The sequence below is a fragment of the Peijinzhouia sedimentorum genome, from assembly GCF_049340005.1.
GTDB lineage: Bacteria > Bacteroidota > Bacteroidia > Cytophagales > Cyclobacteriaceae > CAXBDP01.
Genome location: NZ_JBMPIY010000006.1, coordinates 168,882 through 193,193, shown reverse-complemented (window position 1 = coordinate 193,193; position 24,312 = coordinate 168,882). Strand labels below are relative to the sequence as shown.

The 24,312-nt window shown below is 38.9% G+C and carries 16 protein-coding genes; 7 read left to right on the top strand and 9 right to left on the bottom strand.

Annotated elements, in window-relative coordinates; translation table 11 throughout:
* Positions 1-9 precede the first annotated feature (9 nt).
* Positions 10-1,893: a CocE/NonD family hydrolase gene (locus ACOXY8_RS10565; protein WP_458331557.1), complete on the top strand. Its 1,884-nt coding sequence runs from the start codon at positions 10-12 to the stop codon at positions 1,891-1,893.
* A gap of 1,797 nt (positions 1,894-3,690) precedes the next feature.
* On the opposite strand, the gene ACOXY8_RS10560 is transcribed toward ACOXY8_RS10565, so the two are convergent.
* Both ACOXY8_RS10560 and ACOXY8_RS10555 read right to left on the bottom strand, forming a co-directional pair.
* On the bottom strand, positions 3,691-4,617 hold the full coding sequence (locus ACOXY8_RS10560) for a tetratricopeptide repeat protein (RefSeq protein ID WP_458331556.1): 927 nt from the start codon (positions 4,615-4,617) through the stop codon (positions 3,691-3,693).
* Between the two features lie 37 nt (positions 4,618-4,654).
* On the bottom strand, positions 4,655-5,167 hold the full coding sequence (locus tag ACOXY8_RS10555) for a RidA family protein (RefSeq protein ID WP_458331555.1): 513 nt from the start codon (positions 5,165-5,167) through the stop codon (positions 4,655-4,657).
* A gap of 195 nt (positions 5,168-5,362) precedes the next feature.
* Between ACOXY8_RS10555 and ACOXY8_RS10550 the strand changes: the two genes are divergently transcribed.
* From ACOXY8_RS10550 to ACOXY8_RS10535, 4 genes are all read left to right on the top strand, one after another.
* Complete coding sequence (locus ACOXY8_RS10550; protein ID WP_458331554.1) at positions 5,363-8,113, top strand: WD40/YVTN/BNR-like repeat-containing protein; 2,751 nt, start codon at positions 5,363-5,365, stop codon at positions 8,111-8,113.
* A 155-nt stretch (positions 8,114-8,268) separates the two neighbouring features.
* Entirely contained in the window at positions 8,269-9,273 is a 1,005-nt protein-coding gene (locus ACOXY8_RS10545; protein ID WP_458331553.1) for a sugar phosphate nucleotidyltransferase, read from the top strand.
* Between the two features lie 71 nt (positions 9,274-9,344).
* A complete protein-coding gene (locus ACOXY8_RS10540) occupies positions 9,345-9,581 on the top strand; it encodes a hypothetical protein (RefSeq protein ID WP_458331552.1) in 237 nt (78 codons plus the stop codon).
* Between the two features lie 35 nt (positions 9,582-9,616).
* Positions 9,617-10,006: a VOC family protein gene (locus ACOXY8_RS10535; RefSeq protein WP_458331551.1), complete on the top strand. Its 390-nt coding sequence runs from the start codon at positions 9,617-9,619 to the stop codon at positions 10,004-10,006.
* On the opposite strand, the gene ACOXY8_RS10530 is transcribed toward ACOXY8_RS10535, so the two are convergent.
* Together ACOXY8_RS10530 and ACOXY8_RS10525 are read right to left on the bottom strand one after the other, a co-directional pair.
* Positions 10,007-10,723, bottom strand: a complete 717-nt coding sequence (locus ACOXY8_RS10530) for a metallophosphoesterase (RefSeq protein WP_458331550.1) — start codon at positions 10,721-10,723, stop codon at positions 10,007-10,009.
* A gap of 68 nt (positions 10,724-10,791) precedes the next feature.
* Positions 10,792-13,836, bottom strand: coding sequence for an AsmA family protein (locus ACOXY8_RS10525; RefSeq protein ID WP_458331549.1), 3,045 nt, complete (start codon positions 13,834-13,836; stop codon positions 10,792-10,794).
* 236 nt (positions 13,837-14,072) lie between these two features.
* On the opposite strand from ACOXY8_RS10525, the gene ACOXY8_RS10520 reads away from it, so the two are divergent.
* Positions 14,073-14,690 (top strand): TetR/AcrR family transcriptional regulator, encoded by a 618-nt coding sequence (locus tag ACOXY8_RS10520; protein WP_458331548.1) that lies wholly within the window; start codon positions 14,073-14,075, stop codon positions 14,688-14,690.
* 59 nt (positions 14,691-14,749) lie between these two features.
* Positions 14,750-16,288 (top strand): cryptochrome/photolyase family protein, encoded by a 1,539-nt coding sequence (locus ACOXY8_RS10515; protein WP_458331547.1) that lies wholly within the window; start codon positions 14,750-14,752, stop codon positions 16,286-16,288.
* Position 16,289: 1 nt separating this feature from the next.
* Here the strand turns inward: ACOXY8_RS10515 and ACOXY8_RS10510 are convergent, their stop codons facing one another.
* The 5 genes from ACOXY8_RS10510 to ACOXY8_RS10490 form a co-directional block, all read right to left on the bottom strand.
* A complete protein-coding gene (locus ACOXY8_RS10510) occupies positions 16,290-18,266 on the bottom strand; it encodes an FAD-dependent oxidoreductase (protein WP_458331546.1) in 1,977 nt (658 codons plus the stop codon).
* 3 nt (positions 18,267-18,269) lie between these two features.
* Positions 18,270-19,709 (bottom strand): aldehyde dehydrogenase family protein, encoded by a 1,440-nt coding sequence (locus ACOXY8_RS10505; RefSeq protein WP_458331545.1) that lies wholly within the window; start codon positions 19,707-19,709, stop codon positions 18,270-18,272.
* A 252-nt stretch (positions 19,710-19,961) separates the two neighbouring features.
* Entirely contained in the window at positions 19,962-22,001 is a 2,040-nt protein-coding gene (locus ACOXY8_RS10500) for an OmpA family protein (RefSeq protein WP_458331544.1), read from the bottom strand.
* 165 nt (positions 22,002-22,166) lie between these two features.
* A complete protein-coding gene (locus ACOXY8_RS10495) occupies positions 22,167-22,958 on the bottom strand; it encodes a Rossmann-like and DUF2520 domain-containing protein (protein WP_458331543.1) in 792 nt (263 codons plus the stop codon).
* Positions 22,959-24,251, bottom strand: coding sequence for an aminotransferase class V-fold PLP-dependent enzyme (locus ACOXY8_RS10490; protein WP_458331542.1), 1,293 nt, complete (start codon positions 24,249-24,251; stop codon positions 22,959-22,961). It lies immediately after the preceding gene.
* Positions 24,252-24,312: the final 61 nt, after the last annotated feature.

Here is a 24,312-nt window from a genome sequence, read left to right as displayed (position 1 = left end):
CCCAAGCTCATGAAAAGAATTTCTTTATTATTTCTATGTATAGCCAGTTTCTTACCTGTGCTATCACAAGCCCAACAATCGGAAGACATCTTAAGGCAACTAGAAGAAGTAGCCATTATCGACCAAAAAGTAATGATGCCAATGCGGGACGGAGAGCGATTGGCAACCGACATTTATAGACCTAAGACTGATCAACCCGTTCCAATTGTATTTTCTCGAACACCTTACAACTTTAACTCCTACCGAGATGGTGAATTGGTAACACGTACCATGCAAACAGCCTTGGAATATGTGAAAAGAGGTTATGCTTATGTCGTTCAAAATGAACGTGGCAGATTCTTCTCCGAAGGAAATTGGGATATCCTTGGAACTCCATTGACTGATGGATACGACGCCTTTACTTGGATGGGAAATCAAACTTGGAGCAATGGCAAAATAGGCACCATCGGCTGCTCTTCTACAGCAGAGTGGCAAATGGCTGTAGCCTCAATGGATCACCCCAATCATGCTGCTCTTGTACCTCAAGGTTTCGGTGCTGGAGTAGGACGTATAGGCGAATTCCATGAGCAAGGCAATTGGTATCGAGGAGGTGCTGGACAGATGCTTTTTACCACTTGGTTATATAGCACACAGCACGATCCAATGGCACCGCGATTGCCTGAAGGCATTATGCAAGAAGACTTGCAAAGATTACAAAGGTTTTATGATATGGCACCACGCTATCCTCGTATAGATTGGGCAGAAGGGCTCAAGCATTTACCCGTACAAGATATTATCCAAAATGTAAATGGTCCTAAAGGCATTTATGAGGAAATGATAACCCGTAAACCTAATGATCCCAAATGGTATCAAGGAGGTTTGTATCATGATGACATGCCATTCGAGAAGCCTTCTTATTGGTTCGTATCATGGTACGATGTGGCAGCAGCACCCAATTTAGCGATGTATAATCACATCCGTGAAAATGCGAAAACACAAGTAGCCAAAGACAATCAATATTTGGTAATTGCTCCCACCTTGCATTGTGGCTACACACGTGCTACTGAAAATACCATTGTGGGTGAGCGAAGCGTGGGAGATGCAAGATTGCCATACAATGAAATGACTTTCGCTTGGTTTGATTATTGGCTCAAAGGCGATGACAGCAATCAAAGACAAGAAATGCCCAAAGTGCAATATTTTACAATGGGCTCTAATGAATGGCAAAGCTCTGATACTTGGCCACCTGCAGGAGCAGAAATGACCACCTTTTTCTTAAGTAGTGAAGGAAATGCCAACAGCCGTTTAGGTGATGGAAAGCTTATAAACTCTACCCCCCGCCAAGATAATCCAGATAGCTTTATTTATGACCCAATGAGCCCTGTGCCTTCCTTTGGAGGAAATGTTTGTTGTACTGGAAACGCCATTCAAGGTGGGTCTTGGGATCAGCAAGAAATGGAGTTGAGAGACGATATTCTAGTTTATACTACTGACCCATTAGAAGAAGGAATTGAAATCAGTGGCTTTATTGAAGCAAGTCTTTACCTATCATCTGATGTAAAAGATACTGATCTAACTATCAAGATCATCGATGTGTACCCAGATGGAAGAGCATTCAATCTGGATGAGACTATACAACGCGTTCGATATCGAGAAGGCTACGATAAAGAAGTATGGATGGAAGATGGCAAAGTTTATGAAGTAAAAATGACACCTATGGCTACTTCCAATTACTTTGAAAAAGGTCATAGCATTCGAATTGAAGTATCTAGCTCTAACTTCCCTCGCTTCGATCGTAATATGAATACTGGGGGCAATAATTATGATGAAACCAAAGGTAAAGTGGCCACAAACAAAATCCATCATTCTAGAGAATACCCAAGCCAAATAAGTTTGCCAATTGTAAAAAAATAAGGCTAGGCTTAGCCAAATTAAACTTTAAAATGCTGTATCCTCCTCACATTGGGTACAGCATTTTTTTTGAGTTTGAGAAAAAAGCGGGAGGCATTTCTTAATCGATTTAAGCGATTTAATAAAGGCCAAATTTCTTTACTTTAAACAAAAAAGGACTGAACAAATACTGCCCAGTCCCTATTCTCCTGACTTGTCCGTTTTAGTGCGGTCTAATAATTTTTGTTATCATTTGGCTTAGGTTTTTTGGTACGGCTGATCTGATTTTCATTTCCTTTTGGTTATTTTATTCCATAGCCTAGCATCTGTCACCTTTTTGGACTCGGTTAAGAAGGCTCTAATCGACCTCAGGCTCATAATTGCCCGATGGAAATTATAAATGATTGTTGAACCAAACGGTCAACGGTATTTAGGGATGGACAAGGGACATTCCTCAACCGTCCTCCGTCAACCGTCAACTTCTTTTCAACCGTCAACCCTTTTTCCTTCATCAACGTTTATTATTTTCCGTTAGTTAAAAGGATCCACCAAAAAATCACCAAAATCACCACCCAAAACAGTCCTGAATTTCCTTCAATTCCCAAAGCCTAAGCAGCTCATTATCCATGCACATTTTGCCCAGTTTCAGACCAAATTATGCCCAAATCAACCAACCTCTTTGCAGAAAGTCACTTTTTCGGAAATATTCAAATACTATTATTTTGAATAAGTAAATTTAAAATATGAATTTTTTTCCACTCGATTTTAGCCCATTTTAGTGGGTGTTTACCTTAGGGTTTCCTTGTGCTTTCCTTGTCTTCCCATTGTGCTTTAATTGTACGGAACCTCGCAGAAAACGCATAAAGCGAATATTGCGTAAAAAGGAACATAAAACGAAGAAAACGAATATCACGAAAAATGTGCAATAAACGCATATTGCGAATAAAACGCACACTCATTTTTTTATCCCTAAAGGATTCACCAAATTAGTTCAAAGCCGAAGCAAACCACCCAAAATGGAGGGTGCGGCCAGGCCAAAAAAATACGATGATCATTGAGCGGAATTTGACTCAAAATCGCAAAATTTTGCCCAAAGATCAATGCCCAAAATATGTCCAATTTTTTAAAAAGACCCGCAAGGTTTCGAAACCTTGCGGGTCTCCCACCGCAACTGTTCGACATTTGAAATGTCGTACTCCCCTGATAAAAAGGATTTGCAATCCGACTTTCGATAACGAGCGAAAATACTGCAAGCAGGGATTAATCGATTTCACGGATTTTTTTTCAACGGAACGAAATAGACCGAAGTTTAGAGGTAGGTTCAAAGATTCTCATCACGACCCAATCATTCAACAAGGCATCCACTTCCAGTGCATAGCCAAGTTGATGTTGAAGGGCTCTGAATACATCGTAAAAAAAGCTATAATACACCCAAATGGACTGCATTGACTGACCAATACGGCCTCTTGATTGGGTTGAAACTCCTTGAAAAGGTTCATTTGCTTGGTATAATCAGTAATAAATACCCTGGTCATCTCTTGTAAGGAGGCAATTTCTTCATCAGTTGAGCCAGAGCCGATATGCTTAAGAATTATACGTTGACTGTCTTGATAGCGCTAAATCTGGACAGCCTGAGATGTCCCCTTTGTTTTTACAACTCTTGTGTGCAGTGACCCTATTAATGCGGTCAAACCAACTAAAAAATGAGATATCTTGCTGTAAATCAATCCCTATTTTTTTGAAAGACTCAGAAGTGGACAAGTCAGGAAAAAAAAGGACTGAACAAATACTGCCCAGTCCCTATTCTTAATGCTTCGCTTGTTATTGCATTTTACTTAAGTCAACTTCTGCTGCTATATAACCAAATGCTGCCCATATTGGGCTATTGACTACCAAATTCAATATTTCCTTTGCTTTGGCTTCATCTCCATTGTACAAATACCAATTGGCAACACCATAACCTTGAGTGGCAAGAGAAATTCCCATATCTGGATCGTTCGAGGCTTCAATATCAAGCAATTCCTCAGGCTGCATTAAGCCTTTGTACATCAGCATTCTATTATAATATGAATCGTTCTCAATGATGTTCATATCTTCTGTAATTGTTTCAAGCAATTCTGCCGCCTTGTCATCAGCACCCATTCTACGGTATGTCATATACAACCAGTCCTTGGTTGCAATTACAGAGTCGTCATTTTCGCAATATTCCAAGCAGTCAATATAGGCAGACACTGCATTTTGGTAGTCTCCTTTGAGGTAATATGCCAAACCTAAGTGGTAAAGAATATTGAATTGGGTGTTTGACAAAGGAATATTAAGTGCATTGGGATTTCCATCAGGCTCCACTTCAATTTCAGCTGGCATTAATGATTTAGCTTTTTCAAAATCAGCGATTGCTTCATCGAATTTACGAACGGAAACAAAGCGATGTCCTCTATGGCGAAGTAGTTTGTATGAATTTGGAAAATCTTCAAGACCCGTAGTGAATACTTCAATAGCTTCATTGAAACGACTCATATAGCCAAGGCGACGACCATGCCAAATGATGGCATCTTCAAGTGCATCCTCCCGCGATTTCACCACCTCGGCTGGAGCAGCGGGAGGGTTGAGTGGTTCGCCCAAAAGTGACATCACCTCATAATCGGGCTCACTAGCTTGAGGAATCACCTCAGGGATTTCAGCTGTATCATTCGACTGACAAGAAACCAATACGATCATTACAATCAATAGAGAAAATAGGGTTTTCATAGTGTTGGTATAGGTTAAGTTTATAATAGTTGGAAAATCATTCTGGATAAACTGCCACTGCTTCTACCTCAATTAGCAAATCGGGATTTGCCAAGGAGTGAATTGCTATTGTTGTTCGAGCCACTTTGGTTGGATTTTTAGGATTATCAAAAAATTCGCTATAGGCCTTAAACCAACCGCTCCAATCTACCTCATTGTTATTAGCTTTATCAGGCACAAGGTATACTCGTAAGTAAACCACATCTGACATGGAAAGATCCGCATCAGTAAGCAGCTCTTTTATTCTATTAAGAATGCCAACCGACTGCATATAGGTGTCGCCGTACCTTTCTCCTGTATTAACTTCAGCTGACTCATCTAATACAGGAGCAACCAGTCCACTTGAAAAGAAGAATGAAGCTCCTTCCGGAATTTCGACACCTCTCAAGATAGAAGCATCGGGTCTATCATACCTTTTCAAAGCCTTCTTTTCTTCCTTGTCATCATTAACGACCGCAGTCTGACAACTAAAAACACAGAAGATTAAACTGAATAAAATTGAGAACTTCATAATGCTTGAATTAGGGTTAAGGAATTAGAAAAATACACATAAACCTAATGACCAACAAGTGAATATTTAAAGAATGGTTTCCCAAACGGATTTCTCAACGACCGTTTATCCCTGATATATTCAATACTATGAAATACATTCGGAACTCATAAATTATAAGCATAAATTGATTTTGAATTAATTCACTCAAAAACTATGAACAAAATATTTATCAAGCTCAAACAAGCTACTACCTCGACTATGGCTGTCGTGATGGTACTTGCTTCAGGCTGGCTTGCTATGCCGCATATTTCTTCGGCACAGCAATTAGGCTCTGAAATTCTAGGAAAAACTCATTATCGTGAAATCGGCCCTACTCGTCAGGGTGGTCGATATGTAGACTTTGCCGTAGTGGAAAGCAATCCAACTACTTTTTATACCGCCACAGGTTCTGGTGGATTGTGGAAAACTGAGAATAATGGCATTTCCTTCTACCCAATTTTCGATAATGAAGATATAGTATCTATTGGTGCTGTTGCAGTTTCTCAAAGCCATCCAGACCAAGTTTGGATAGGTAGTGGTGAAGCAAACAACTCAAGAAGCACATATTGGGGGGATGGTGTTTATAAATCTACAGACGCCGGTAAAACTTGGGCTAATGTAGGCTTACCAAACTCTGGCCATATTGGTAGAGTTATTGTTCACCCAATCAACCCAGATGTAGTGTATGTTGCAGCTTTAGGTCATTTATATTCTGATAATGAGGAAAGAGGCCTTTACAAAACTACTGATGGCGGCAAAACATGGAAAAAATCTCTTGCGGTATTTGAAAATAACAAGCATATCGGTGTGGTGGATTTCGTAATGCATCCTACCGACCCAAATACAATCATAGCCGCAGCTTATGACAAAATCCGTACTCCTTGGACGTTCAACGAAGGAGGTCCAGGTAGCGGCATTTACAAAACCACAAATGGTGGTGATACTTGGACAAAACTTGAAGGAGGACTACCTACAGGCTTTTTAGGTAGAATAGGGTTAGCTTATTCTGCAAGCAATCCTAATGTGGTATACGCCAATATCGAAAACGTAAATATCGATGGTGTAAGCGACTCTGAAAGGCTTCGCCAATTGACAATAGGTATTGCTCCAGAAGGAAGAGTAAAAGGTGTAGAAGTTTGGAGATCGAATGATAATGGCTCCAATTGGGCGAAAGTAAGTCCAGACGGAGAAGATATTGGTGGTGGTCCAGGTTACTACTATCAACAATTACGTGTTGATCCTAATGACGAAGATCACGTAATTGTGCTTGGTGTACGTATGTGGGCTACTGATGACGGTGGAAAGAACTGGTACCGACCATTCAACTTTGGTGGTGACAACCATGCACTTTGGATCGATCCAAATAACTCACTTCACATGATGCTTGGCTATGATCATGGCATGGGAATAACTTACGATGGTGGCAAAACTTGGTATCATCCTGACGAAAAACCACTAGCTCAGTTCTATGCTATTAATGTAGATATGGAATACCCATACAATGTGTATGGTGGATTACAAGATAATGGCTCTGTAAAAGGCCCAAGCACCAAAAGAAGCGGTGGAAATATTAGACTTGAAGATTGGAAAACTGTAGGTGGTGGCGATGGGTTCTACAATGTGGTAGATCCTACAGACAGCCGTTGGTTGTACAATGAATCTCAATTTGGCGCAATTTCGAGAGTAGATCAAGTAACTGGCGAAAGACAATCAATCCGTCACAACGATCGTGAGATGAGATACAATTGGAATTCACCTATTATGCTATCTCCCCACGACCCTAATGTATTGTATCATGCTGGTAACAGACTTCTAAGATCAACTACAAAAGGAGAAAATTGGGAATACGCTAGCCCAGACTTGAGCACTGCTACTCCCGAGCAAATCGGAGGTACAGGTAATATCCAATACGGTACAATTACTTCCATAGATGAATCTCCCATTCGTAGAGGCCAATTATGGGCTGGTACTGATGATGGTAATGTATGGGTAAGTTTAGATAATGGCGAAAACTGGGAAAACCTAAATGGTAATATCACAGGTAATCCTGGCTATTGGGTGAGCAGAGTTATTGCTTCTAACCATTACAATGGAACTGCTTATGTAACTTACACAGGTTTCAGAAATGATGATTTCAGACCATTTGTTTACAAAACGACTGATTTTGGAAAAACTTGGACTTCGATAAGCGCCAATCTTCCAAATGAACCAATCAACGTAATAAGAGAAGATCCAAGAAACCCAAATCTATTATTTGTCGGTACTGAAATGGCCATTTATGTTTCCATTGATGGTGGCAAGATTTGGAATAAGATGAAGGGCAATATGCCAACAAATCCAATTCATGATTTTGTAATCCACCCGCGTGAATACGATTTGGTAGTTGGTACACACGGAAGAGGTGCATTTATCGCTGATATTTCTTGGATGCATGAGTTAACTGCTGAAAACATAAATAAAGCATCGCATCTATTCCCTACGAAACCAAAAGTACGTTGGGTAAGCACTGGTGAAAATCACTCACCACACACTAATTTTGAAGGTGAAAGTGAGCCAAATGGCATTATGATTAGATACCACCTCAACCAAGTACCGAGCGGTGATGTAACTGTGAAAATTATGCGTGGAGCGAGAGAAGTATACTCTATGACAGGCACCAAAACTAAGGGTCTTAACGAGATTATGTGGCCAATGCAACAGATCAGCCGTGAGAGAACTGAACGTGAAATCACACAAGTGAAGGCTCAAATGGAAAGAATGAAAGAGTTTGGTATGTCTGAAGAAGATATAAATGCTCGATTTGGCGATATCAATTATGTGACCGAACCTGCTGCTGAAGGCACATACAGAGTTATTCTGACTGCGGGAGGACAAACTCACGAAACTACAGCAGAAATCATGAGAGATCATTGGTACAATAAATAGTATGACGAAATAATCTATCAAAAAGCTGCCTTGAAAGAGGTGGCTTTTTTTGTGTCCAATTTGGAAAAAGTATAATTGCAAAATTGATTGTATGCTTTTACTATATTTGGTCTAATGATTTGGAAACCAAGCCCAATTCAACAAATACAAAAACCATGAAAGCATTAATTCCTCTAGCCGGCATCGGTAGTAGGCTAAGGCCACATACACATACTCAGCCGAAATCATTAGTGCCTGTGGCTGGTAAGGCAGTATTAGCACATATAATGGATCGGCTAATAGGTGGAGGAATTCGGGAGTTTATTTTGGTAGTTGGTTATCTGAGTGAGAAAATCATCGCTTTTGTAGAGCAACATTATAGCGATGGCGATATTAAAGTCCGATTTGTAAATCAATCTCCAAGAGAAGGAATTGGCCATGCAGTATGGATGGCAAAGAACGAAATTATTAACGATGAAGAGTTACTGATCATTCTTGGAGACTCAATCCTCAATATGGATTATGAAAATTTTATCAATAAAAAAGGGAATGTAATTGGTGTAAAAAAAGTGGCTGAACCTGGCTTGTTTGGAGTGGCAGAATTGCAAAAAAACGGTGCTATTTCAAAATTGATTGAAAAACCAAGTATACCCAAATCTAATCAAGCACTTGTTGGCATTTATAAAATTGCTGACCTCCCGCTTTTATTGAATGGGATCGAACATGCCATTAAGAATAACCTTCGTACATTAGGAGAATACCATCTGACTGATGCATTGATGTATATGGTTGAGAATCGTGCCTCACTTATTTCTTATGATGTAGAGAATTGGTACGATTGTGGGAAAATGGCTTCTCTATTGAAAGCGAATGCCATCTTGCTGAACAAACCAGAATTTAAAGACAAAAACAAACTCAAATTTCCCAAAACAATCATTATTCCACCAGTAAGTATTGGAGCAAATTGTATTATCAGAAACTCTGTGATTGGACCAAATGTCGCCATTGGTGATAATAGTATTGTGAATTATTCGATTGTGAGAAACAGCATCATAGGCTCCTTCAGCGAGCTCAACTCAACAGTACTTGAAAAGTCAATTATAGGTAATGACTCTCTCATAAAAGGACATGCAAATAGTTTAAACATCGGAGACAATACGGAAATAAACTTTAATGCTTAATATATATTGACATAATTTTTCAACCTTTGCAGGCCAATTGCTGTTTGATAAGGGAGAAGGATTTAATTGTCATGACGAAATTTAAGATAAAGTATTTGTGTGTTGAGGAGCCAGCCTCTCAAAGTGGCTTAGATGGTTTCAGAAAAGGTGGTCTTTACGAAGGCCGAAATTTTAATGGCATGTACGAGGTATGCTCACAATGGGGGCGGAATAAAGCTTCCAAGCTGATTTCAAAACCTGAGTTTGCGAAATACTTCGAACTTGTAAGCGAAGAACAAACTTTAGCTGCTACCGCAGTTATTGCCTAAATCATTTTTTTCGCCTAAAATCGCTGATTTTAAGCATGAAAATTACTCAAATTAAGGAAACTTGCCTTTATATAGATGACTTAGCCAAAGCCAAGCATTTTTATAATGGGCAGCTTGGTTTACCACTTATAAGCGAGGTGGAAGGAAGACATATATTCTTTAGAGCAGGGACTTCTGTTTTACTATGCTTTATTCCAGAAGTAACCAAAACAGAGGAAAATTTACCACCTCACTTTGCTTACGGACCTCAACACTTGGCTTTTGAAGTAAGCCTGGACGAATATGAAAGCTGGAATCGAAAAATCAAAGACTTGAATATCGCCATTACGCATGTGCAAGAATGGAAAGATGGCTTGAAGTCATTTTATTTTGATGATCCTTTCGGCAATGTATTAGAGATTGTGCCAAACGGGATTTGGGATTAACTAATCCATATCAATATTTCGCTGGACTTTAAGCTCCAAACTTCCCAGTTCCATCGCTACCAAATTGCCCTGACCTGGACGATCATTATACACGCAACCATTATCCAAATCCACAAAAGAATAAGCAGAACTATCAATACACTCTTTTATAAAATCTAAATGAACTGGCACATGCCCATGTACTACTTTGCGGTTTCTAATCTTGTCCTTATCAACTTTAAAATCTCTTATCCAGAGCATCGAATGTTTATCTTCTAGAGGATTCTCAATTTCGAAGTTGAATCCTGCATGCACCATGGCAAAAGAAGGTGTGAGTATATAATAATGAAGCTTTTCTAGCCAATCGATATAATGTTTTGGAATGTCCTTGATATCTTCTACGCCAAAACTTTTCATTGCCTTATCTCCACCGTAGCTAAACCATGCTAGTTTTTTATGATTCTTTGGTTTTTTCCAAAAGCTCGATTTCATATTAAATTCACCATGATAAGCTTCAATCATGCTAATCTCGTGATTGCCCATAATAGCCTTCACTTCAAATGTATCCTCAAGCTCAATGATGTAATCTAGCACTTGCCTTGAACCTGGGCCGCGATCGATATAATCTCCTAAGAAAATAAGCTCATCACCTCTTGACGGCACAATCCGTTCTTCTACAAGTGCTTTCAGAGATTTATCACAACCATGTACATCGCCTATCACCCAACTTTTACTCATCGAAACAATAAAATTTAGTTAACCAAAGGTAAGCATCAAAGCCCTAAAAGATGGTAAAAAGCGAGAGGTTAATTACCCGTTTTGGTGGTGTCCGGCTTCACTACTTTAGTAGTATCTGCTTTTACAGTTGTCGTATCTTTTTTAGGAGGCTCCAACTCTTTGCGCAACATATTGCCTAATCCTCTTAAAGCTCTGGATTTTGCTGCATCAGCTTCCTTTTTCAAAGAATCTTGGACAACTTTCTTCAAACTATCCGACCTCTGTTTCAATTCCATGGTAAGCGAATCTTTTACAGATTGAAGCGTATCTGTCATCATTTGACCAGCAGTTCTTCCTCCAGTATCAATCCCTAAGAAACTAGCAACACTTTGATCTAGCCTATTTTCAATGCTGATTTTGGGCTGTGAATAAGTTCCTGTCATGCCCAATTCAAGCTTAATTTCATTAGCTGTATTAACAGGTCTATTAATCATATTGCTCAAGAACCCCGAAGCAGTTGTGCCAAACTTATTGGCGGGAATCGTCAATGAAATATCATAGTCAAGTGAACCATCGAAACCCGTACTCCCTGAAATCACCCCGCTATATTCTCCCCACGCTACATTAAAAGGTTGCACACTCAATTTACCATCTTTGAACTCCGTTTTCAGAATCAAATCTTTGAAAGACATATTCTTAAGATTCGTCTTTGCAAATTTAGAAATGGCATCTACAATTGGCGCATCTTGTAGATTAGCATTTAGCAATTTTACCAATCCCTCTCCATCCAAACTTGTCAAAACGGGCATCAAATCTTGGCCAAGAAGACCACTAATTTTAAATGAAGTATTGAATAATCCCTCTGCGTGCCTAGCAATTGGTGCAAAAGCTTGTACTGTCTCCAAATTCAAAAATGCTGACTTAATTGGCATATCATTAATAGCAAAATCGAAATCGAAAGCTGGCTGCACTTTATCCTTAGTATCATAAGAACCATTAAGCGCAAATTTGCCATCAAGCATTTCGAATGCGACATTATTCATTTGAGCTACACCATCTTTCACCTTGATTACACCTTTGATATTCCTAAGATTAAATTTCTCATAATCCAATTTAGTGATTCCACTTACTAGCTCTATATCTATATTCTCAGGAATGATAAACGCTTGTAAATTGGTTTCAGGTTGAACAGGAGCATTGGGATCTTCCGCTGTCATCCACTCATTCAAATTCACATAATTGGATTGCGTGGTGAACCTTCCTTTTAGAATACTGTCGTCGCCTAGAAAATAGGAAAGGTAATTGGTGAGATAACCTGAGCCTTGAAAGTCGCTTCCTCCCGCTGTCATTACAAGGTCATTCAAACTTAGTTGGGTCGGATTGAACACAAGCTCAGCTGTAGGTATGGTTATACCTTCAGGGAAATCTTCTCCTACATATGAAAAAGCTTTCAGATCCATTTTGCCAGATGTAGGCAATTGACTATACCGTTCATTTTCTAGGTCAGAGTATTTGCCTTTGGTACTCAACTCGCCTTTTAATTTTCCTTTGAGAACAGTCCCTTCTTTCAGGCCGGCAAATGCACTCATTTGCTCTAAATCTATATTTCCCTTAATAAATGCATCCCAAGTATAATCTTCCAGATTTGTCAGTAAAAGTTTGCCTTCAAGTGGCTCACCTTGAAAAGTGAAGGAAAAAGGCTCAATTGACACACGTGTATCGGCCAAACGGCGGGAGGTATTGAGGATAGTACTTGTGAAATTCAACTGTTCGATTGGTGCTGGCAAGTCTGGAGTGTTGATACTTCCATTTGCGAGCTTGAACAAGCCATCGATAGTTGGAATTATATTGCGAGTGCTGTCATAAATTCCTTGGGCTTTCACATCCAAATCTAAATCGCCTGCGAGAGCATACCCCTCCATTGGAAACAAATCCATCAACTCCTCTAATGGAAGTGCCGCCTTGAGCTGACCATCCATTTCATAATCGCGGAGATTGGCAATTTTCAGTCGTCCGGTTACAGGGTTATTTCCCAGCATCGCACTGAAATTTGGAATATTAACAGAAGTATTCTCCAAGATTCCATCTGTATTGACAACACTAACTTTCAAATTAACTTTTTCAACCGCAGATGGTAAATCCGGATATTTGAAATTACCATCCGCCATCGCTAAATCGAAATTGAAACTTGGAATTCTTGAATCATCATAGGCATATATACCTTTGACTGCCGCATCAAAATCGAAAGTACCATTAGCCGAAAGTCCTTCGAAGCCTTCATTATAAATGCCCTGAACTAAGGAAAGCAGATTTTTAAATTCATTCTGATCTGTAGCAAAGCTCATATCGAAATCAACACCCTCTTCTAATAGCACTAATTGACCATCAGTGCTAAACACAAATTGATTTATGCGAATCGTATTTTCTTTGAATTGATATAAATTCTTAAGCAAATCGATCCCTAAAGTGGCATCAAGGGCAATTTCCTTTTGGGATAAATAACTAACACCATCGTACATCATATCCACTTTTTTGGCTAATGCTTCTGTACGAACATCGAAAATATCTGCAGTAAAATCTCCATCCCCAGTAGCATCAAGCCCGTCGATGAAGGTCGAAAATTTCAAATCTTGATCGTCGTATCGGAATTTAGCATTCACCACTTCAAATTTCTTGAGTGCAAGTGGATTGGAAGTCTCATCTGGGGCAACATCTGTCTCGGCGCTTTCATCACTCAGATATATATCATAATTGGCTTTTCCTCCCGCCAATACTTTCACCGAAATACTAGGATTCTCAAGTCGGATTAGGTTAACCTCCGGAACTTTGTCAACTACAATTTTCCATAAATTCAAATGCATAAGCGTATTACTAGCTGTATACAAAGTGTCCTTTTCAAATTCACCTTTACCCACAATAGTTAAATCCCGAATAGCGACACTTAGACTTGGGAAAGCACGTAACCCACTGATCGAAATTTGATCTAGATTCAGATTTACTTGAGCATCTAGGTTTTGCTCCATTCGTGCCTTTGCTTCATTAAAAATTTGCTCCTTGAATAAAACTGGAATAAGAATGAGCAATAAAAAAATAACGGCTATGACCGAGGTAATGATAATGGCAAGTTTTTTCATGATATATATAATACGAAAAAATGGTTCAAGAAATTTCCTATTTAATAATTGTTCTTATACTCTCTATTGAAAATGAACGATATTAGTTCATATGGGAAGGTTTTATCTTTGAAATAAAAACTAAACTTATCATGCAATATCTATGCAAATAAATTTCACTATTTTTAAAAATTAAATTTACTCAATTTATGGCTTTTTATAGGCTCAAGGTAGAATTTGATTAATGACCGAATACCATGGAAATTTCTAAAAGAACCAAAAATAAACTCCAGCGCTCAAAGAAAATATTGGACGTGGCTGAATCTATTTTTATGGAAAGAGGCGTGTTAGAAACTACCATGGACGAGATTGCACATGAAGTAGGCATGAGTAAGGCTACGCTTTATGTGTACTATCGCAGCAAAGATGAGTTATTCAAAGAAATTGCAAAGCGTGGCCACAATCATTTGCTCAATCGTTTTGTGAAAGATATTGAGAGCGCCAAAAATGGCTTTCAGAAGGTGCGAGCAATGGGTCTTACATTTTTTGCATTTGCACAAGAACAGCCTGATTATTACAAATTCATGTCATTTTTTGAGCCCAAAAGCCCTGAGAAGTTTCAAAAAATTGCCACATTGATGGTTCTGGATATTGTGCATTTGCTTGAAAAATGCCTGAGGGAAGGCATAGAAGATGGAAGTATTAAACCCAATATTGACCCAAGCTTAATTTCCAAATCGCTCTGGGCTATGGCTTCAGGCGTGGTTCAATTGATTTCGGTAAAAGGAAATATCCTTGCCAAAGAAACCGGCACTTCTCCGAAACAAATGATTCAAGGATTTTTCGATGTAGTTGAAGGTAGTATCAGAAGTTGATTTATTAAGCTAATTCCAAACTTTGCAGCTATCGCAGAGTTAATTGCTAAAACATTCAAATGGCAAATAAAACTCTACGACTCATCCTCGGCGACCAACTCAATAGCCAACATTCATGGTTTGCTGAGCAATCAGAAGATGTTACTTATTTGATGATCGAAGCACATTCCGAAAGTGAGTATGTAAGCCACCATATTCAGAAAGTTGTAGCATTTTTCTCGTCTATGAGGGCTTTTGCAACGCAACTTAATGAAAATGGTCATCAAGTCATTTATGTGAAATTGGATGACCCAAATAATAAGAAAAGTATTTCATCTAATGCGAAATGGATTGCGGAGCAAAAGGATTTCAACAAATTCGAATATCAATTGCCTGATGAGTATCGATTAGATCAAGAACTAAGCAAACTAGCGGATCAACTTTCAATTCCTATTACGGCAGCAGATTCTGAGCACTTTTTGACTTCACGTGATGAATTGTCCAATTTCTTCAAAGGCAAGAAGACCTACTTGATGGAGAGTTTTTATCGCAGTATGCGCAAAAAATATGATCTACTAATGGTCAACGAAGGGCCTGAAGGAGGAAAATGGAATTTCGACCATGATAACAGACACGGCTGGACGGAGGATTTCCAAGCACCAGAACCGCTATTGTTTGACAAAGATGTGAGTGATATCGTTGCAATGCTCAAAAAGGAGAAAATTGCAAGTATTGGTAATATTGATGAGAAGCATTTTCCTTGGCCTACAAGTCGTAAAGAATCGCTTCAACTACTTGATTATTTTCTTAAGAATCACCTTCAGGAATTTGGCACCTATCAGGATATGATGGACACCCGATCCACCTATCTCAATCACTCTCGACTTTCCTTTTCAATCAATGTAAAAATGCTCAGTCCACTGGAGGTGGTAAGAGAAACGATAGCGTATTGGAGAGAAAATCAAGATACTATTTCTATTTCTCAGGTGGAGGGTTTCATCAGGCAGATTGTAGGTTGGCGAGAATATATGCGTGGTATGTATTGGGCCAAAATGCCTGATTATGCTAAAATGAATTATTTCCAGCATTCGCGAAAACTTCCATCGTGGTTTTGGGACGGAAACACCAAAATGAATTGCTTATCCAAAACCATAAACGGCTCGTTGGAAAATGCTTACGCCCATCACATCCAAAGATTAATGGTAACCGGGAATTTTGCTTTACTTGCAGGAATTGACCCTTCAGAACTTGATTTATGGTATTTGGGAATATATATCGATGCAATTGAATGGGTTGAGATCACCAATACTCGAGGTATGAGTCAGTTTGCTGATGGTGGTCTGGTTGGAACCAAGCCCTATGTCTCCACGAGTAATTATCTAGACAAAATGAGTAATTACTGCAAAGCTTGCCATTACAGTAAAACCAAGCGGGAGGGTGAAAAGGCTTGCCCATTCAACAGTCTTTATTGGAATTTTTACCATGTAAATAGAAATAAACTAGAGAAAAACCCTCGCATTGGCTTTGTATATAATACACTGGACAAGATGAAGTATTCCAACAAAACAGCTCTGTTTACTCAAGCAGAAAAATATTTAGAAAATCTCGATTCTTTATAATCTATCCGACTAGCTCTTTGGCTATATGGTGCGCAATGCCCATAATAGTGAGCATCGGATTTGCTCCACTTGCTGAAGGGAATGCACTCGCATCTGCAACATACAAATTTTTAACCTCCCGCAGTTCTCCGTTGGGTTTGAGTGGATGCTTTTTATCATCTGCTCCCATTCGGCAAGTTCCCATCTGATGTGCCGTAAATAGCATATATTGGTTTGGTCGCCATCCCCAACTATTCATTTCTCTACCAAAATTATCAAGTTGCTTTATGCCTTGTTCTTTAAGGAAAGTCCTCATACTATTATGTGGAAAATACACTTCCTCCGCACCGGCAGTTAAATGAAGCCTTGTTGCTTCAATCATTCCTTTTTGCAAATGATTTAGGTCAAATTCTTTTAGATTGTAAACAATGCTAGGTTTCCCATGTACATCCACAGCAATTTTGCCAGCAAATTTATCCCGTGACAGTACAATGAAAGTTCCAATATTTTTGGCCTTCAACATCATCCGTTTGTGCTCATAGCCAGACGTCCATGGAATAGACATTGCAAATTGTCCCAATTGGGTGGGTGGAGTTTCCAGTTTGAAACCATAATTACCAGAAATTCTTGTAAACTCATCGTTTACGGCACTCATCATTGGGCCGTACCACGAATTCATTTCCTGCCTGTAATAAGCCGCAACAGCAACAGTTGGATGAAGATGGAGATTTCGACCAATTTGTAAATGAGTGAGCCCACTTCGAATAAGCAAAGCGGGTGTATGAATAGCCCCAGCACATACAAATACTCTATCCGCTATAATTTTTATACTCTTTTTGCAGCCGTCCTTATCTGTATAAACTCCTTCTGCTCCCTTTATTTTACCTAATTCAATTGTCAACTTCTGAATTTCGGTATCCGCCATTATCCTAGCTCCATTATCATAAGCATCATTCAAATATGTCTTCAATGTACTCTGCTTATCACCGTATTGATCTCCCAAACTTCCAAAACCTAGCCTGAACATTTCCTCCTTCTTTGGAAATTTCTGGTTGATGGGTATCGTCCTAATTTTATGACCTAAGGATTTTGAAGCTTCATACAATGCTTCATTTTGTGGATTGTGAAAAATATAATCGGAGCGCACACCAATTCTTTGAGAAACTTCATCAAGGCTATTTTGAAATGAATGTTCTGTAAAAAAAGAATTTCCATGAATCTCAGTCCATTCCTGTCGGATATAATCCGGTGTTTGAAATGAGCCTGCCCAGTTTACAGTTGTTCCACCACCCAAGCAGCTGCCAGCAAGTGCTGTGACTGCTCCATCTCGAGAATTCAATGCGCCAGATTGCTCATACAGCTTACTTACCATTTCGACTTCTCGTTGGCTAAAATCTGCTTCGTTGAAATAGCTTCCTTTTTCAACCACCAATACTTCCAAACCCGCTTTACTTAACTCGCCTGCTATCACTCCTCCACCTGCTCCACTTCCTATTACAAGTACTTGAGTTATGATGGTGTCATCGTTTGGCGGGAGGTACAGTGATATTGGTTTAGGTACAGGATTAGGGTTTGAGATTGGACCTGGAAAACCAATTATTTCCCAAGCTGGATGACCATTTTCATTACTTAGACCATAGGATAGAAATGTGAAAATCTTTTTAAGTGAAGTAAATCCTTTACGCAATTTACCCTGCTTACTATTGGCCCAGCTTATAAATAATTGCTCTCTTTCATCAGAGGATAATGAAATAAAATTCTTGAAACCTCCTTTCCAAGTCAGTCCAAGAAGTGGACTTTTCATCAATTTAAGTAACTGAAAAAATTCATTTTGATCGGCCTTTAACTGCTTACTTATAAGTATGGCTACCCAATCAGCAGTGGCTATAGTTCCACCTTCGAATTGCCAAAATGCTCCTTCTTTATCTTTTATAGCAGGCACAAAAGTGTTTGCAATCTCTTTAAGTAAAGCTTCCTGCCAAGGTTTCCAAACAATCATTGACTAAAAATATTTCATTAGGAAATCAATCATTTTGCGGGAGGTTGAGCTGTATGGTGGATAGAGTGGCTTAACAGCTGTACGGCCAATTCTCTGCTTTAAAATTCCCTTCTCGTTGGAAAACTCTTTAAAACCAAACAAGCCATGAGATTTCCCAATCCCACTATTATTTACACCACCAAATGGCAGTTCATGATTCATAAAGTGGATCAAACAATCATTGATGCACACTCCTCCCGCACTTGTATTATTCAGGATAAATTTCTGATTTTCTGATGATTTGGAGAAAATGTACTGAGCAAGTGGTTTGGGTCTATCATTAATAAAATCAACACATTCCTGAGAATCTGTGAAAGTGACAATTGGCAATATTGGACCGAAGATTTCCTCATCCAATAGCGCTGAGTCTTTAGGAATATTTCGAATAATGGTAGGCGAAATAAATCGCTCATTTGATTTATACTTTCCTCCAATTGGGATTTCTGCTCCACTGGATGCTGCATTATCTATCAATTCTACCAATCGGAAATAGTGCTTCTCGTTTACAATCCGCGCATAATTTGGTGAGTTATCAATACCTTTTCCATCATGGTCGAACATCTTGTTTATAACCTTTCGAATCTCATCAATTAGTCCAAACTCAACTTTTTGATGCACGAGTAAGTAATCTGGAGCGATGCAAGTTTGTCCATTATTCACAAATTTGCCATAAACAATCTTCTCCGCAGCATCTTCCAAATTGGCTGTTTCATCAATAATCGTTGGTGATTTACCTCCCAACTCTAATGTAACAGACGTTAGATTTTTAGCAGCAGCAGCCATTACAATTTTTCCGACTGCCGGACTTCCTGTAAAGAAAATATGATCAAAAGGCAATTCAAGCAAGGCTTTGGAGACTTCAACAGCTCCTTCGAATGCAACTACTTCCGAAGGATCAAACACATCGCTGCACATCTCCACAATCAGTTTAGAAGTGTTGGGTGTTATTTCTGAAGGTTTCAATATAGCCGTATTACCTGCCGCAATTGCAGAAATAAGCGGGCTTACTACCAATTGGAAAGGGTAATTCCAAGGAGCTATAATTAAACAAACTCCTTTTGCTTCATGTTGCAAGTATGAACTTGTGCCCAAAAGCGTCAATGGCGTATGTACCTTTTGTGGCTTCATCCACTTTTTGAGGTGCTTGACATTATAGTTGATATCTGACAACACAGCAAAAATTTCAGTCATATCAACTTCTTCAGGCGGCTTGCTAAAATCTTTGAAAATAGCATCCTTAATCTTTTCTCGATTCTCTTTAATCCATTTTTCAAGCTTTTTCAATTTCTCCACCCGCTCAGAATACGTTTCGAGCCCAGTCAGTTTTGCTTGTTTTTGTTGAAGACGAAAGACATTCTGGATTTTCTCAATTTGCCCGTCTATTATAGTGTCTGAATTCATCATTTCTCTATGCTGTCTTAGAAAGATAAATCATTTTTTACCTAAGACAAAGAAAATTGAAAGGCTTAATAGTCAATTAATTGCTTTGTAGAGATTTTTTCTTTGCAGAAGCTTTTGACAATTTGAAGAGGATGCTAATGATCAATACAAAAACATAAAAAGCAGGAGGTTGATCAATTTGTGAGAATCACAGACCTCATTAAAACACAAAAGCCGCTCAATGAGCGGCTTTTGAAATAAAATAATTTTTTAATTCTAATTACACTTAGTGTTCTGCTTGATAGTGAATTCCACTCTACGGTTTTGTTCACGACCTTCCTCAGTATCATTGCTCGCTCTTGGCTGAGTATAGCCAAATCCTTGAGCATTTACTCTAAATCCATCAATACCACGCTCAATCATTTCTTGTCGTACAGCATTTGCTCTATCCATCGATAGTTTGTTGTTCAACTCTTCTCCTCCAATGGTACAAGTATGGCCTTCAATTTCCACAGAAACACCAGGGTTCGAACGAAGGAAATTAAAGAGTAAATCTAATTGCTGGCTAGACTCATCCATTTTCAAATCAGCAGAGCCTAAGTTGAAAAATACTGCTAAATCTTGAGAGCTTTCCAAATAAATTGGTTCCAAATACAAGTCAACAAGCGCCAAAGTAGAATCCACTGGAATATTTAAATCAAGATTTGCTGAGAAATTCTCGTAGCAATCTACTTCCATTTTGTAAGTGTAAGTTGACTGAGCATCAAGGTATATTTCATAATATCCAGACGCATTAGTGATTGCATGGCCTTTCAAATTATTGTCTTGATCGTAATAAGCAATTCTACCATTCAAAGGGTTCTTATTCTCATTGTCGTAAACCTTACCAATGATTCGAACCTCATGTGGAGGATCCCTGAATAATGGAGTAGTTGCTCTTAGGATGTCCATGTCACCATTTTTATCACCGCGAGAGAAGTAAAATTCTTTTCCATCAGGAGTTGAATTAAAATGCATTTCATCTTCTGCACCATTTACCAATGGACCTAGGTTTACAGGAGTGGACCAATTTGTCCAAGAGTCATCCAATCTCTTTGTCATGTAGATATCCATTCCACCATAACCGGCATGCCCACAAGACGAGAAGTATAATGTTTTAAAATCTGGAGCCAAATATGGAGATGCTTCTTCACAAGCAGTATTGATATTTCCACCTAAATTAAGTGGTCTTGAAAAATTACCGTTCTCTTGTAAAAAACTCACCCAAAGATCTCTATCTCCACGACCATCGTTTCTTTGCGTTGACATTATTAAAACTCTTCTATTTTCAGAAAGAGTGAAATCAACTTTATCGCTAAAATTATAATCTTCTACTATTCTAAATGTTGCAGGCTCTTCCCAAGCGTCTTGACCAGCTGTAGCAGGTTTACCTGTAACAGACACACCTGTTCTCATAGTGCCATCATTTCTGTAAGTATTGCCAAGGACAGCTACATAATCCGCACCATTAGCCTTAATGGCCGTCATAAAGTTCGCTCCACTATTATTTAATGGAGAGCCAATATTTTGAGCCATACTCCAATCACCTGTAGACGGGTTGTAAGTTGAGTACCAAATATCCATTGGATCTTCAATTCCTCCCGAATTTTCAGGGTGCTCAGCTCTGCTGAAATATAGTGTTTGGCTGTCTGGAGCATAAATTGGAGCAGTTTCACTGAATGGACTGTTTACGTTTTCGCTAACTCTTTCAGCCATAAACATTGGATTCAAGTTTTCAGCGGTTAAAATTTCTGCTTCAATTGGATCAGTAGATTCAGAAATACCAATGGCATCAATTCCATAATAATCTCCAATAGCTGAACCGTCGAGTATCAACCTTACAGAATATACATCATAGGGAGTCTTGTCCAAGTATATATTTAATACACGGCCATTCTCTGCTACCATTGAAGGCTCTTGAGTGTAGACTAGATAAGGTACATCTTGGAAATCGTACACGTACACTTCCTTCACCGCAGAAGCATTGAATGATTCAGAAATGGCGATTTGACTTACCCTTTGTGGGTGATGAAAACCAACTTTGATGGTTTCACGACCTTCAAATTCAGCTGGCATCCATGCATTAGCTCTTCTACCTCCTGCCGGCATTGCATTCGGGCGGTTAAGCACCTGCTGATTAGAAAAATATGGCCCTGGAATACCTGTCTGAAATTGACTGGAAACTTCCATGACCTTTGACGCCCATTGAACCTCTTGTGCTATGGCAATACTTGCCATAAAGGTTAAAAAAATACTAATTGTAAAAATTCTTGTCATGGCTGACGATTGGTTTAATTGAAATCTACTGAAATCTATTGCTTCTTAATACTTTAAGTCTACTAACTTTCTCAAAAATATGAGGATACAGCGAAACACTGATAAAGTTATAAGGATTGGAAATCAAATACAACAAATATCCAGAATCATTTTTCAAAATCAGCTTTAACCCTCAAAATAGGCATCCAAAATTTGTTGACTGAGTATTTTATACACTTCTTTTTGACTTTGATTACCCTCCAACATTTGTATGTGTCTATTTAGGGTTTCCATGTCGCCTCGACGTGCTGGACCTGTGAGTGCATCGTATGGACTCATGTCAAAGCACTTATTAATTGTCTCAGCAATGAGTGGTTTAAGCAAATCGAAGTCAAGTTTCCTTTCCGCTAATATTTGCTCGGACAAACTCAAAATATATGTGGTGAAATTTGAGGCAAAGACTGCAGACAAATGAATTTCTTGTCTTTTGGCAGAATTTATTGAGAGTACTCGGCTACTTATACTTTCACCTAGCGTTTCAAGTGCATCAGCACATGCTTGTGTTTCGGCCTCGATCAGAATTGGGATTTGCTTCCAGTCTACGATCTTTCCTTTGCTGAAAGTTTGCAACGGATAAAACACGCCCAAATGCTCTGTAGGAGCATAACCCAATTCCGAAATAGACATGGCGCCAGATGTATGTGCAATGATGGCATTGTCTGGAAGAATAATTTCCCCCACGATTTCCTCAATGGCAGAGTCTGAAACTGCTAAAATAAAAACCTCCGATTCACTATTTGAAAAATCTAGACTATCAACAGCTTCTGCATCATATAGCCTTTTTGTTAATGAAATAGCATCTTTTATGTTTCTTGAATATACTTCTAAAACGAAATGGCCTGCATCCTCTAACGCTCTTGAAAGATGCCAAGCTACATTTCCCGAACCTATTATGGTTACTTTATAATATTTTGACATTTAAGAATTTGCTTTTGCAATTAAGGCCTCCACTAATTTGTCTAAATCTTTGGTAAGTGTATATACATGAGGTGTGATTCTTACTCCACTTATATTCTCCCAAACGATAGAAGTTGTGTGTATTTTGTAATTGGCAAACAGAAAATTTGAAACTTCACCGGGCTCAAATCCTTCAATACTCACACTTGCTAATGCACAGGCATACTTGGGATTGAGGGAAGTATTCAATTTAATCTTCGGGTGAGTTATTACCTTTTCCGACCAATACTTGGTGAGATAATGAAGTCGATCTTGCTTCATTTTGCTGCCAATAGCCAAGTGAAAGTCCAATGCAGTAGCAATGGCTTGTTCAGGTGCAAAGGAGCGGGTTCCAATATTTTCAAATTTCCGAATGTCGCTACTTTTTGGATCTACATTTGGCATTAATGGCCAAATTTCAGCTATCCGATCTTTGCGAATGTACAAAAGGCCGGTACCAAAAGGTGCACAAAGCCACTTGTGCAAGCTTGTACCAAATGCATCGCAACCTAAGTCGGGAATCTTGAATTCAATATGCCCAAAAGTATGAGCCCCATCTACTACAGAAAAAATCCCTCTTTTGCGTGCTTCATCACAAAGTTTGCGCACCGGCAATAATTGTCCAGTCCAATTAATCATGTGCGTGATATGAAACACCTTGGTTTTAGGTGTAATGGCATTTACAAAAGCATCTACAAATTGCTGATCATCCTCAATTGGCAAATCAAAACTTAGCCATTTAAGAACTATTCCCTCCCGCATTTCTCTTTGCTTCCAAGCTTGTATCATATTTGGATAATCTTGCTTGGTAAGAATCACTTCATCGCCGGCTTTCAAATCCAATCCAAAAATCACATTATCTAAAGCCTCTGTAGTATTTCTATTTATGGCCAATTCATCCGCAGAACACCCTGCGAAATCTGCCAAGGAACTTCTAAGAGGTTCTCTTCCTTGATCCAAAATTCGCCACATAAAGTAGGTCGGTCCTTCATTGCTGTATCTATAATACCGATCCATAGCATCTTGCACCACTTTGGGCTGTGGACTTACTCCCCCATTATTTAGGTTTATTATATTGGGATTTAACGTAAAAGCTTGCCTTATTCCATTCCAAATATCTTCATCTTCTATAGCATTATAATTTGAAGATTGTTTTAATTTGGCTAAACTATCATTTACTTCTGCAGCCAATAGTTTGTGGCTGAGACCCTTGATAGATAATAGGCTACTTGCCCCAGCTAATCCTGAAATAAAATTGCGTCTGTTGAGTTTCATAAGGCGAGAGGTTTGGCAAACAATTTACTTAAAACTCGTTAGAATAACATAGATGACCTTA